The 13933-nt window shown below is 42.0% G+C and carries 12 protein-coding genes; 1 reads left to right on the top strand and 11 read right to left on the bottom strand.

Annotated features, from left to right (window positions below):
• Positions 1–9: 9 nt before the first annotated feature.
• From ACZ5NG_RS11515 to ACZ5NG_RS11480, 8 genes are all read right to left on the bottom strand, one after another.
• On the bottom strand, positions 10–1308 hold the full coding sequence (locus ACZ5NG_RS11515) for a phenylacetate--CoA ligase family protein (protein ID WP_464251920.1): 1299 nt from the start codon (positions 1306–1308) through the stop codon (positions 10–12).
• A gap of 365 nt (positions 1309–1673) precedes the next feature.
• Complete coding sequence (gene ypeB / locus ACZ5NG_RS11510) at positions 1674–3032, bottom strand: germination protein YpeB (protein WP_464251919.1); 1359 nt, start codon at positions 3030–3032, stop codon at positions 1674–1676.
• Positions 3033–3044: 12 nt separating this feature from the next.
• Entirely contained in the window at positions 3045–3788 is a 744-nt protein-coding gene (gene sleB / locus ACZ5NG_RS11505; RefSeq protein ID WP_464251918.1) for a spore cortex-lytic enzyme, read from the bottom strand.
• Between the two features lie 101 nt (positions 3789–3889).
• Positions 3890–5329, bottom strand: coding sequence for a cobyrinate a,c-diamide synthase (locus ACZ5NG_RS11500; protein ID WP_464251917.1), 1440 nt, complete (start codon positions 5327–5329; stop codon positions 3890–3892).
• Positions 5330–5616: 287 nt separating this feature from the next.
• A complete protein-coding gene (locus ACZ5NG_RS11495) occupies positions 5617–5934 on the bottom strand; it encodes a TusE/DsrC/DsvC family sulfur relay protein (RefSeq protein ID WP_464251916.1) in 318 nt (105 codons plus the stop codon).
• Positions 5935–6057: 123 nt separating this feature from the next.
• Positions 6058–7470 (bottom strand): (Fe-S)-binding protein, encoded by a 1413-nt coding sequence (locus tag ACZ5NG_RS11490; RefSeq protein ID WP_464251915.1) that lies wholly within the window; start codon positions 7468–7470, stop codon positions 6058–6060.
• A 3-nt stretch (positions 7471–7473) separates the two neighbouring features.
• Positions 7474–8280: a respiratory nitrate reductase subunit gamma gene (locus ACZ5NG_RS11485; protein ID WP_464251914.1), complete on the bottom strand. Its 807-nt coding sequence runs from the start codon at positions 8278–8280 to the stop codon at positions 7474–7476.
• A gap of 106 nt (positions 8281–8386) precedes the next feature.
• Positions 8387–8575, bottom strand: coding sequence for a 4Fe-4S binding protein (locus ACZ5NG_RS11480; protein ID WP_464251913.1), 189 nt, complete (start codon positions 8573–8575; stop codon positions 8387–8389).
• Between the two features lie 405 nt (positions 8576–8980).
• Here ACZ5NG_RS11480 and ACZ5NG_RS11475 point away from each other — a divergent pair, with 405 nt between their 5' ends.
• Entirely contained in the window at positions 8981–9325 is a 345-nt protein-coding gene (locus ACZ5NG_RS11475) for a YlbF/YmcA family competence regulator (protein WP_464251912.1), read from the top strand.
• 41 nt (positions 9326–9366) lie between these two features.
• On the opposite strand, the gene ACZ5NG_RS11470 is transcribed toward ACZ5NG_RS11475, so the two are convergent.
• From ACZ5NG_RS11470 to ACZ5NG_RS11460, 3 genes are all read right to left on the bottom strand, one after another.
• A complete protein-coding gene (locus ACZ5NG_RS11470) occupies positions 9367–9990 on the bottom strand; it encodes a redox-sensing transcriptional repressor Rex (RefSeq protein WP_464251911.1) in 624 nt (207 codons plus the stop codon).
• Positions 9991–10115: 125 nt separating this feature from the next.
• On the bottom strand, positions 10116–12188 hold the full coding sequence (locus tag ACZ5NG_RS11465) for an N-6 DNA methylase (RefSeq protein ID WP_464251910.1): 2073 nt from the start codon (positions 12186–12188) through the stop codon (positions 10116–10118).
• Positions 12185–13783 (bottom strand): DNA methyltransferase, encoded by a 1599-nt coding sequence (locus tag ACZ5NG_RS11460; RefSeq protein ID WP_464251909.1) that lies wholly within the window; start codon positions 13781–13783, stop codon positions 12185–12187. Before ACZ5NG_RS11460 ends, ACZ5NG_RS11465 begins: the two co-directional genes overlap by 4 nt.
• Positions 13784–13933: the final 150 nt, after the last annotated feature.

Raw genomic sequence — 13933 nt, 5'->3', positions numbered from 1 at the left:
TGTTAGTTTTTAGAGTTTTCTTTTGTCAATTACTCGTTTGGCTTTGCCAACAAAACGCTCCAGCGAACCGGGCTCGAGTAATTTAACTTTTGCCCGGAGAGACAGGACACTGCTCAGCCTATTTCTCACAGTTGCTTCTAGCTTTTCTAAATCTCTATAGCTACCGGTAAATGCGCTTTCTGTGGGTTCAACCTGTACTTCCAAAGCATCCAAGTAACCTTTTTTGGTAATAATAATTTGGTAGTGGGGAGCTATGCCGTCTATTTCCAGCAGCACGCTCTCAATTTGTGAGGGGAATACATTAACCCCTGAAATAATCAGCATATCGTCGGTGCGCCCGGTAACTTTACGCATACGGGTGGTTGTTCGTCCACATTTGCAGGGCTCCGGATTTAAAACGGTAAGATCTTTGGTGCGATAACGAATCATCGGCAAAGCTTCCTTGGTCAGGGTGGTAATAACCAGCTCTCCTTCCTGCCCATAATCTAGCGGCTCTCCGGTTTCCGGATCAATTACTTCCACTAAGAAATGATCTTCGGCAATGTGCATACCGCAAGTTTCCAAGCATTCACCGGCCACCCCCGGGCCGATAATTTCACTTAACCCATAATTATCGGTGGCTTTAAGCTTCCAAGTCTTTTCCAGTTCTTCCCTCATACTTTCGCTCCAAACCTCTGAGCCAAACAAACCTACTTTAACTTTTAGTTCTGCCGGGTCAATCCCCATAGATTTTGCAGTTTCAGCAATATGCATGGCGTAAGAAGGGGTGCTGATAATGGCAGTGGTACCAAAATCTTTCATCAGCCTAACCTGCCGCTCGGTATTTCCGGTAGAAGTAGGTACTACCATTGCCCCTACCCGCTCTAAACCGTAATGTAAGCCAAAAGCACCGGTAAAAAGGCCGTAGCCGAAACAAACTTGGGCGGTGTCTTCATCGGTCACGCCAACCATTGTCACCATACGAGCTACCAGTTCGGCCCAAGTATTAATGTCGTTCTTGGTGTAGCCCACCACTGTAGGCGTACCGGTGGTGCCTGATGAAGCATGAATGCGCACAATCTTTTTTCTGGGTACTGCAAACATGTTAAACGGATAATTTTTTCGTAAATCGTCTTTCTCGGTAAAGGGAAAACGGGTAATATCTTTTAGCGTTTTGCAATCTTCAGGTTTAACTCCGTATTGATCAAATTTTTGACGGTAAAAAGGTACGTTCTGATAGACATTGTGCAAAGTTTGCTGCAGTCTGGACAGTTGAAGCTCTTGCAGGCGTTTTCTGTCCATCGTTTCATGTTCAATATCCCAAATCATTAAGATCCCCTCTCCCTCGCTGATAATTTCCTTCTAGCTTAGTATGGTTTGTCCGCAACAAAACAAAAAGACCAGTGCCGAATGTGCGAGGCCTGGTCATGTTATTTGCTGAAAGAGTTATATTGCGTATAATTTAACGTTGCATAATGTATTTCTAAACAGCCCTTTGACAATGCTTAGACCTAAAAAGTGGCTCTATAATGCACTTCATTCACCCTGACCGTCCTCCCGTACTGCTTTTTTATTTTTAGTAAAATTAATGCCGGTAAAACCCCCTTCCGTTCTGCCACCCTGCTCCTTAAGTGTAACTTATTCTCTAAGGCATATGCTGAATCCTGCCAAGGGGTAAATAAAAATTTTTGTCATTACATGATCAGTTTGCCGTTTGGTGTATCTACCAGCATTAAAACTTTTTCTTTTTTACCTGTTTCCGCGTTGATGTAGATCAAATGAGTATTGCCTTCGATTTGACCGGTAAATTCCCAGGCAAGTACTTCTTCATAGTTTGCCAAGGGAATTACCGCCAATCTTACTGACTGTATCTCCATGTGTTCATTTACTTTTTTCTTAGCTTCCTCTTGGCTTATTTTAGGTTGAGGAATATCGCGTTTTTTATTAGCCATTAAGTACTGTGTTGCCTCAAAGGCAAGCACTCTGCCGTCATCTAACGCTACTGCGCATTTTATTTGATCGGGGTAAATGTATATATCATTTTCTTTGGCCACAAATTGAACGGTAAGCAAATTGCCATGCTTACTATAATAAGTGTGGGTCATATTCTTAAAGCCTTTTTCTTTCAGAAATGCCTGCGCCTTATCAATTGCTTGATCTACCGTTAGTTTAGCTTTGCCAATTTCTCTGTTACCGAGATACCAAACTACCTGACCCCCTTTAATGCTGACATCACAGGTATATCTTGCTTTGTTGGCGTCTTGGTTATTGCGCGGCAGTAATTCCACTGTATAAGCTTTAATACGCCCTTTGTTTTTACCGACGACACGGGCGGTGTAATTATCTCCCTCTTTATCTACAAACTTCATGGCAATATCACGGGCTTGCTCTGAAGTTATATTGCCACCCTTTAACCCTTGAGGCTCTCTTTTTGCCAGATGGTCAGAAAAGGGCCCATCATATATCAGGGTAGGGTATGTCTGCATACTCCTGTTAACGGACTCAAAACTGCCTTCGCCACTTTGCTCTTTATCAAGTTGATTTTTACCGCCGGCTCGCAGTTCAGATAAGGTAAGTTTACCGTCTACCAGGTTTTCTTGTATCGCGGTTAATTCTTTATTCAAATCTGCCGCTTGTTGATACAAACGTCTAAGGGTATTCCAATGCTCTTCGCTTAGCTTTTGTTGATCCATGATGTCTCTGGAAATGGTGTAGGCATAGTCGCCGGTTTGGGAAAGAAACTTAGATGTTCTTTCGGTTAATGCCGCCGATATCGGCAATTGGTTCAGGTCTGCCTGTGCCGCGTCTGCTCTTAACCATATTTCAGAAAAGATAGCAACATCTTCTCCGTCACCGGTAGCTGTCAATGCTTTAGCTAACGCGGTTTCTAGGTTCTGTACGTGGGTATTGAGATTAAAGAAGGCCATTTGGTATTTGTTGTTCAGAAACACTTCTAAATCCTCTTTGAGCTGGTACTGGCGGTAACCCCAAAATCCCACAGCCATCAGTAAGGCCAAGCCGAATAGTGCTGCAGCACCCCATCGCTTCTTCATTTGTATCCTCCTTTATATTGCAAATACGTGGTTGCCAATTTGGGTAACAATAGTTCTTGACCAAATCCATTGAGATACCGGTTTGTAGGGATTCCAAAAGAACAGTGCACCGCCGGTCGGGTCCCAACCATTCATTGCATCCTGAGCCGCCCGCAAAGCCTCCTCACTTACTTCGCGGTTATACTGACCGTTGCTTACTGATTCAAAGGCCATCGGTTGGTAAACTACCCCCGCTAAGGTATTGGGAAATTCAGGGCTTTCCACTCGGTTTAGCAATACGGCGGCTACCGCCACTTTACCGATATACGGTTCATCCGCCGCTTCCCCCATCACCACCTTAGCCAGCAGCCACAAGTCACCGCGATTGACATTGCTTCGGGACACAGTATCACTTCGCGCCGTTTCTCTTTTATCGACAGTATTTTGGTTGCCCTGCCCTTCGGCCATAGTGTAGCCTAAGGCCGCCCAAGTTTGTCTGCCAACTACCCCGTCGGGGTTAAGGCCATTTTTAGCCTGAAACTTCTTAACCGCGGCAAAGGTATCTGCTCCGTAATTTCCGTCTATCGGGCCGTCATAATAGCCCCATTGTTTAAGTTTGGTTTGTACTTTAATGACATCTTCCCCTTGAACACCCCAGTATAAGACTTTGTTTTGCGCGTCGGCGTCGTTTAACTTTACTGATACCCCAACCAACAGTACAATTATTGCCACGATACCCACCAGCGGTTTCCATTTTGTTTTAAAAAAGTCAAGCATATACTCTCACCCCATCATCATTTTCTTAACTTATTTTGTCTTTTGTGGGGTGTATTTTATGCAGTAAAAATCTTTGACGGATAAACAAAAAAATACCGCGGTTAAACTACCGCGGTATTAGTTTTTGCTGCCTTATACTTTTTAGCTTGTTTTATTATGCCTTCCGCCCATGCAGGTACAGCCAGGGCATGTAGATGGTTGTATGTTGCCAGCACGTTTTTATAAACCAAACCATCCCACTGACCGTCTATACCCCATCCCCGTTTTACTCGGTAGGCAAAATTAACTTTATCTTGTTCTAAATTAACTACTTTAGAGTGATGAAACTCATGCCCGGTTATCTTCATCCCTTGGGCAAAGTAGGGATTATCTCCGCAAACTTCCACTTCCATATAACCGTGACCCTGGGGCTTTTTAGTCAGTTCGACATCGAAGGGCAGGGCACCGACCATTTGGTGCACTTGATTATTCCAATTGACGGTACGCCCCAGATATATCAAGCCGCCGCATTCTGCATAAACCGGCAAGCCTTCTTCTATAGCGGTTTTAATTTGGGCACGAATAGATGCATTTTTTTCTAATTGCGCAGCCATTATTTCCGGAAATCCGCCGCCAATAAAGAGCGCGTCTATATCGGGCAGTTTAGAGTCATTAAGGGCATCAATGGCTACCAATTCTGCACCGGCATCTGCTAATGCTTCCAAGTTTTCCGGATAGTAAAATGAAAATGAGCGATCCATAATTACTCCCACTACCGGGCGTTGGGAGTAGGTTTTAAGGTCTTGCGGCCGTTTAATTGTTGGCAGTGCAGGCGGCACCCCCGGTCCGACATCAAGAACGGGAGCATCTTTAGCCAACGCCAACAGCCGGTCTAAATTCAGATGTTGCTCGGCCGCCTCCGCTAAACGTTTTAATGCTTGATGCAGTGATTCATCTTCACCGGCGGGCACCAACCCCAAGTGTCTGTCGGGGATAGTGTACTGTGTTCCTTTGGGCATGGCACCTAATACCGGTACCCCACAATATTTTTCTATCGCTGAAGTCAGAATATTAATATGACGGCTGCGGGCAACGTTGTTTAAAATCACACCGGCGAGGTTGATATCGGGATCAAACATTTTGAAACCCAATACCATTGCTGCAGCACTGCGAGTCATTCTGGTACAGTTTAATACCAAAATAACCGGTGTTTTTGTTATCTTAGCAATTTGCGCCGCGCTGCCGCTGCCCTCTAAATCTACCCCGTCATATAGTCCCATTGCACCCTCAATAATGCTTATATCAGCGCCCTGACTATGGGTGACAAAGGACGCCTGGATTGCTTCTTCACTCATTAAATAACTATCTAAATTACGGCAAGTTCTACCAGCCACCCTGGTTAGCCAGCTTGGATCTATAAAGTCAGGGCCTTTTTTAAAAGGTTGTACTTTAAGACCGCGAGCAGTAAGGGCAGCTAATAATCCTACAGTGATTGTTGTTTTACCGGATCGGCCTTGCGGGGCCGCAATTAACAATCTCGGTACATTTTTAAATTCTTTCATACCCTCTCCTGCCTTTCTGTTAAATTAATGCTGTGATACGGTCTGAAGCTGGCTCACCAAGACGGTTGTTTAACCTTATGCGAAACTGGCACTAATCCTCCGTTAGCAATGCCCTTTGAATTTGCCGGCTAATTGTTTACATAGTCAAATGCCTTGGCATCCTGACAAAGAACGGGCAGGGCTGAACCCCGCCTTTACGGGCAAAAGTATGGAAGCCGTTGCCACCAAGGCTGTAGAAAAGTTCACCCTCACCAAATTGGTGAGGGTGAACGGTTTTTTCGCCGGTATTATACGCAGCCGGTAGGCTTGGGCAGACCAGCAATTTTGCAAGCGCCTTTAGCAGGACCGGTTGGGAACAACTGGTAAATCTGCTTGAGGCTAAAGCCAGTCTCCTTGCAAAGTTTACGGATCATCGGAGCAATACCGAACTGGAAGAAGTAATCACGCAGATAGTTAATTACTTTCCAGTGATCCTCGGTCAGCTCCTCGATACCTTCTTGCTTTGCAAAATAGTGAGCGCAAGCTTCGGACCATTGGTCGGTGTTTACAAGAAAACCGTCCTCATCAATTTCAATTTGTTGCCCATCAACCTCGATAAAAGGCATTCAGCGGACACCTCCATAATTTTTATTTCCGCAGGGTACACGTTTATAGGCACACCTGCATACTAGCATAAATAGAATGCTTTTATTATTTTAATATATTTTATCCAAATACGCTAGTCCCATTTACTTATTTATTGGCGGATATAAGGCGGTACCAACCAAATCAATTAAACCTTTAACTTCTACGCCCAATTCATGCTCTTCTACCATCGGATATAGCTGGGCTTTACAAATTGAGCAAGGTGCAACCAAGTAACCGTCGCCGTGTTCGCCTACTTTTGTTGCCCGCACTTGTTCAGCTTTTTTAGCTGAAAACTTAATGCGCAGATCATACATAACCGGATCATCATACAGAATAGCGGAACCACCGCCGCAGCAGAAGTTACGTTCACGGTTCGGTGTCATTTCTCTGAAATCTTCAACGCACGGTCTTAGGACTTCACGCAGTGTCTCACTGAGGTTACAAGCCCGACCAAAGTTACAGGGATCGTGTAAAGTTGTCGGATGGTTGTTAGCCTCCGGATGGAGTTCTAATTGACCTGTGCGAATATAGTAGGCAACTTCATCGTGTATGTGGATAATCGGCACCGGAATTGGGCGGTCCGCCATGCTAGGTGTATACAATTTACCTGCACGCCAACCATGACCGCATTCGCCCCAAACAATTTTCTTCACGCCCAGCTTAACAGCTTCATTTAGCAGACGCATAATGTTGTGGCGCAAAGTATAGCGTTGGTCAAACAGCAAACCAAAGTTACCGGCCTCGGCAATTTCACTGCTTATAGTCCAGTTAACATCTAAATAATGGAAGAACTTGGCCGCACCCATCATGGTATTCGGGTTAAGCATAAAGTCAGCGGAAGACGGAATATACAAGACATCAGAGTTAGGTTTGTCAATAGGGATTTTAATTTCTACTCCCGTATCTTCCAGCATTTCTTCTTCCAAAAACTCGCAAGTGTCTACCAAGCCAGGCTTTGGCATTGCCGTGTGGTTACCGGTTTTGTACATAGCCGCACCGGTATTTGCCTGAAGTTTAGGCACCATACCCAGCCAGTGCAACAATTGACGGCCGGCAAAAGTTACTTCACAGGTGTCAATACCGAACGGGCAAACCAATGCACAACGGCGACACTCATTGCATTGATAAAAGTAGGAGTACATTTTGTAAATGGTATCCAAGGTTAACGGCTCAGCACCCACCATACTGCCAAACAATTTTCCTTCCAAAGTGGCAGCGGCTTTCCAGGCTTTACGGAATAAGTCCGCACGCATAGTAGGAATATTGTTCGGATCGCGGGTACCCAAATAGGTGTGACAGTTTTCCGCACAGTGACCACAACGTGTGCAACTTTCCATGGCCAACATCAGCGGACGAAACTTTTCCACCAGATGCTTTAAGTGCTTTAATGCCTCTTCAACCTTGCGATCATCTGGAACAGGATCTATATAAATATCACGCATCTCCTTAACGGTTGCCATGTTTGGTGCTTTGTAAGGAGATTGGTATTGATGCGGATTACTAGCTTCTGACATGCACTACACCCCCCCCGAAACAGTTTCTCCGCCGGATACACTGGCGGCGTCGGTAGCAACCGGTACTTTAGCACCCGGAAGTCCGGGAGCAGGCTCGCGATACGGACGGTTAATAATCCAGCGTTCAGCAAACATGCCCACAGAGTGCAGCAGTTTACTAAACGGGAAAACCATCAGCAGTATCTGTACAAACAACAGGTGTAAAACAAAGATAACGTTGATCTGTGACATGTCCACTGCCTGGAATGTGGCCAGTTGAACAACATAGGTTTGCGCAACTTCATAGTCAGTGCTGAATTCCGGGAACAAACGCATAATATTTCCTAAGGTAACAATTGAAAGCAGCAGAATCAAGTGGAGATAATCTGCCGGATATGAAACCAATTTTACCTGTTCAATTGCTATCCGTCTGTACAGCAAGTAAAGCAGACAAACCCAAATTATTAACCCAAAAGAAGTACCTAACAGTTCGGATAAATGCCTGCTAAGTTCAGGTGAGGTTCCAATATACTTAAATTGCTCACCCAGGAAAGCAAAACCGACAATGTGACCACCGAGAATATTCAGCAATGCAAAGTGCATAATCCATGCACCGGCCCACAGACTCTTATCGCCTTTCCATAGGCTGCGGAACAGTGCAACTTCAGCGGCATAGTTTACCGCAGCACCACCGACGGTTGCCGGGGCAGGTGTTAAAACGATGTTGTGGACAATTCTAGCACTTGCCCATCTGCCAAGACGATAAAAAATTCCAATTACAAATGTTAATATAGTAATATACGGTAATATTTGAACTATAAAGAAGGACACAGGCACACCTCCTTGGGGTATCCCCGATTATTTTAAATGCAGCAGGCGACGCCCGATAATCTGACATCACCTGCCTTGAAGTTAAAAATGTTTTTTACAGGTATGATTACAGTTCTGTAACAGTCGGAGCGCCATTTGGACAGGTGACTACGCAGGTTTCGCAACCCATGCAATCGGTTTCGTTGCCGGTTACAACTGCTTTGCCGTCAACCATTTCTAAAATAGCAGCCGGACAAGCATCTACGCATTCGCCGCAACCTTCGCACAGGTCAGCGTTAATGGATACCATGTACATGTAACAAGACCTCCTTTAATAATTTTTTAATTTATTAACTAATCATCCCTTAAATGGGATTAGCCCCTTATTTACGCAAACCGGCACCAAGTTTAAAGCATTTACTAATAATTAATCAACTAACTATAAATTATAACATAAAAATAACCCACAAACTCACTTTTGTATAAGCAATATTCGTTATCTCTTTAATTATTCCTGCTCATGAAAAATACTTTTTCAGAAAATACTTACCTTTCCCCGACCTAAGTAAAATATTATCACTAAGTTTCATCAAATTCAAATGTTAAGTTTTATAAATTATTTATATTGCTCTGTTAAATTGGCGTTTTTAGTGTTAATGTTATAAAATCAAGTAGGAACCGGCTTGCTTTTGTAGAAAATAAAGTGTCGGAGGTGAAAATTTTGTCAACGGATATTGATTATATTAAGAAACTGGCTCAAGAAATAGGTACAGCTTTGGCAGAAACAAAAGAATTTATTGAAAAAGAAGAAGCCCAAGCTAAATTAGGAGAGGACCCGGAAGCCATAAAGCTGGTTAAAGAATTTCAAGAACTAAAAAATTCTTATGATCGCATGGAAAAATTGGGGCATCCTTTAACCGAAAAGAACCACGCCCAATTAAAAGCCGCCGAAGAAAAGGCAATGGCAAACCCCAAGATTAAAGAGTGGTATGATAAAACCCAAAAATTTTATGACTTGGTTATCGATGTTAATAAAGCAATACAAAAGGGAATTGTCGGTGAGTAACGGGTGGGTATATCCCACCTGTTTTATTAATATTTTGGTTTTTAATTACTGTCTAAATAACAGGTTAGCATTTGTATTTCCACATTTAATACGTTGTTTGAAATTTTAACTTCTAACGGTACTTTTACATCTACAGGCGCAAAACTTAAAATGGCTTTAATGCCTGCATCCACCAAGGCATCCGCAGCTTTTTGCGTTTCTGCAAGCGGGGTGGCCAGTATGCCTAATTTAATGTCATGATCATGAACAAACTTTTTTAACTCCGACAGCGGTTTTATCGGCAAGTGTTCTACAGCACTGCCTTCTTCCGGTTCCGGAGCAAATACCCCAACAATGCGAAAATTTTGCCCGTATATAGTATAGTGCTCTACTAAGGCCGATGCCATTTTTCCGCTACCGACAAGTACTACCTCCCAATGCTGCTCTAAATTCATCACTCGCCCAATCGTGCGGTAAAGCAGTTCAACATTATAACCTACACCTCGTTTTCCCAGCTCACCAAAAAATGCTAAATCCTTTCTTATCATTGTAGCTTCAATACCCATTAATTCGCTTAACTCTTTAGAAGATACCGAAGTTTTACCGTCTTCCCTAAGCCTTGACAAACTCTGCCGATATAAAGGCAGTCTTTTGGCAATTGCTTTTGGTATATGATTAACGGCCATTTATTTCACTCCTATAGATTATTCTGAATTATTGGGCAATTTTGTTTATTTATAATTTTACTACAGTCAGTTATTTAAGTAAATAGTTGCCATTTATTATTAATTTTAGCAAAAATGCTCTGAACTTATTTATTAATGGTTTTGTTAATTACTGCTAACTTTTCTCTGTCCAGGTATTGGCCGTATTGTTTAATTAAGCTTTTAAACTGGGTAATGAAGCTGAATTCCCGAATCGGATTGGTTCCTAAATTAGCCTTAATTTCTGCTTGCTGCTTTCTGGTTATCTGATAAAGTTGATAAATGAATTGGTTTAGCTCTTTGTTTTCTTTGTTAATTTGTTTTTTAATTTCTTCTCTGATCGCTGTATATGCCGCAATTGTTTGCTGCAATTCCGCAGCGTTGTTAAAACTCTCAAACAAGATTTGCCGCGGATGATAATCGTTTAACCGTTGATGAAGTTGTAATAACCGTTTTACCTTTTTAATATAAACGGTTTGATCTGGCGGTACTTTAATCGGTATTCTTCCTAAATACGGTTTATCCATATGAATGGTGAGTTTAGAGCGGTTATTAATGGTATTTTGAAAATAAAAGTTAATCAGCTCGGAGTTTAAAATAGCCAACAAATAATAATAACTGAATTTATTGCCATACTGCGGCTGCAAAATCAGCATGTTAATGGTATCCAGCACACAGTAACCGGTGTGATCATAAGCAGCCACCACTCTTTTGGCAACGTTTTGCACCAAGATCTTTGAACTTTGATATAACGGTAATTTGCTATTAAAAAGAGCAGCTTTTTGCTCCTCATTGACTGACAACTCCGGCGGATGGATGATATACTGTCCGATATCCTGCCCTCTCAACACCGGGATGTTTCCCCTTTGTAAATCAAAAGGATTGTTAGACAAAAGGCTTGATTTTGAACTTAACCCCAAGCCTCTGGGCATGGTACACAGCTCGCCCAAGGGAACGGTTTCTTTTTCTATTTGGGTGGCAATTTGCCCCAGTGAATCATTAATATAAATCGGGAAAATATCCCAGCGGGTTAAATATTCATAACGCATATGATGAACACATGTTTTTGTTTCGGTAAACTTGCTGATAATTTCTACCGTTTGCCCATCATCGGCGGCTTTCTTCTGCAAAATGATGATTACCATTTCTAAGCCGGCGTCTTTAAAAGCTTTGCCTATATTAATAATCGACTTAACGGTGCAATGCCGCAAAAGGTACCGGCGCAGCTTTTTGTAACCGTTAACTCTTAATATTGAATTGGGAATGACAAAACCTAACCAACCGTTTGCTTTAAGCAGATCGATTGATTTCCTTAAAAATAAGGCGGCAGTATTTAATGTACCTGCCGAACCGTCCCCGGAGGCGGTAATTTCCGGATAGCGCTTCTTCATCAATTCTCTAACACTTCTATCCAGTCGCGCATTATAAGGTGGGTTACCGATAATTACATCAAATTTTTCGGAAAATTGATATGTAAGGAAATCAGCATTAATTAAATTTAAAGGTTTTAAGGATACCATGTTTTGACTGAAGTGGATGTTTAATGCAGACAGGTGCACACAAAAATTATCTATATCCAAGCCATATATATTTCGGGTAATTTTATTAAATAATTCTTCACTCTCAGCAGCGCTAGCGTTTTTATTAATGCGCTTAATTATTTCCACCAAAAAGCTGCCGCCGCCGATAGAAGGCTCTAATATTTTGCTGTCTTCTTTGAGAGGAATGCGCTCTAATATTAAATCAACGTATTTCTTTTCCGTAAAATATTGCCCCAAGGAGCTGCGCACCTGTTTGTTTTGGCTGGATTGATACAACTCACCGATAATGCGGTGCAATATGGAGTTGACGTTAATTTTTTTAAGCTGCTCATACAGCAAATCAATGCTTTTTAGGCAGTTTGCAGGCAAAACTTCATTAACAGGCAGTAATTTTAATAAATCACTGTCTTTAAAATCTTTCTGCCCCAAAATTATTTCTTTGGCCACATCGTCGGCGATATTTAACCTCTTAGTTTCTATTAACATGCGTACGGTGATTAGGCGATAAATTAAAGTCAACGTGGTGCGAAAAGACATGTCATTTTTTTCCTGCTGAGAAAGGGCGGCCGTCTGCCCGTTAATAGCGGCAGATATTTCTTTCATTAGTTGATCTCGGTATTTATCCAGTGGAATAATCATGTTCCGACCTCTTCTTTTTTGAAGTTCAAAATATATTGATTGACATGATTTAAAATAAACTTATATGGATAGCCAAAGGGATATAAAACCTTTTGTGATTGGTTGAGAATAATAGTTCCTATATATATGTACCCGATACTTTCCATCATTCTAATGGTTTCGCCGGTGACATCCATTTCTTTTTTATCTACGGTAAAATCGCTAATTACTATGGAGCAGTAACGGTGATTGTTTAACTTTTGATAAACATTGGTCATTACTTGTGAAAATAAAGCAATAAATTGTTCAAATGACGGTTGATTGCCTAAATCATTTGCCTGTTCGGAATAATATTGTATCCCTTGCCTAAATTGACTGTTATCATTGCGCACGCCTTTTCCGTCATTGCGCAAAATATTATGATAGGGCGGGGAGGTCACACAGTAATCAAAGTTTGGCAGATCATCCCTTTGAATGCGCACCGTTGAATCTCCTTGAATAATGTAATGATTGTTTTTGGAATAATTCTCTATGACGCCGTTTGCATAAACGGTGCGGAAGTTTAATATGTTAAAATTTTGCAGCCGGATTTGGGATAATTCAATATACTCTTTGTTTAAATCACAGCCAATAGCGATGTTTCCGGTTAGCTCGGCGGCAATGATTGTTGATGCCACCCCTAAAAAGGGATCAAATATCACCGCTTTTTTGTTTTCACCCACAAATTTTTTTATTAAATACTGAATGTCAATATAGCTGTATGTAGCGGGGTGTTTTTTACCAATATCGTCTAACTTGGTTTTAGAATAAAGAACGCTCTTCAGGGGAGTAGACTTATTTACTTGATTGCAAATTTGCCTGTCCGGAAGATGAATTTGGTGATACAACTTTGGTGCCTTAGCTGCCCCCCGGTAAAATACCAGAATATAAGTATGGATGTCGATAATTTGCTCGCACTCATAGATAACGGTTTCCGGCAGTTTGGCCAATGTCTTTCGGTCAAAGCCGGTTATTTTACCTTTGTACTCAAAACCCGCTTTTAAATAGTAATGTATAATGTTATTGGCTAAGTTAAGTTTTCTGCCCTGAATGCTGAATTCATTTAAAATGACAATTGAGTACCGGCCCGACTCTGTTAACTGATACATACAGTTGGCTAATTGTTGGGCATCGTTTTTTAACCACTTTTTATAGGCCGCCAATTGTTCGGCATAAGTTAAATTTGCTGCTTCTTGCAGTATAGATTGGTTTAAAAACGCAACGGTCAGTTGATATTTTTTATTAAAGTTGCTCGGCATATCTAATGTTTTTTGCACTTTAAAAGTTGGCGCGCTTTCTTCTATCTCGGCATAAGCCTTTTTTACCGTTTGATCATTAAAAAAGTCAAAGCGGTCGCCCCAAACAAGCACATCATGATTATTTAGCTTACTGGTAAACATTTTAACAATGTTGGCGCACACGCCGGCAATATGGTTTTCTTCAAATTCCCAAACGCTGGCGGTAAGCCTGATCCACTCTCTGCCTGTTAGGTTATTTAACCGATTGCGGATATCATACTTGCCTCTTTTTTCGCCTTTCCAAATGCCGTATGTGCCGATTTTGTCTCCAACTGCCATTTATAGCACCGCCTGCAGTAATAGTCTTGAAAATATATCTATAAACGCTTGTAAATAAGCGTAAGAAACAGTCTTGACCGCTCCGTTTACGATAAGCGACGGCACAGTCAAGACTGTGCCCTACATTTTTTCGAGTACCGTGAGCTCGTT

Source organism: Desulfovectis peckii, assembly GCF_055391705.1.
Note: the sequence above shows the minus strand (reverse complement) of the source record. Positions and strands in the feature narration are given on the sequence as shown.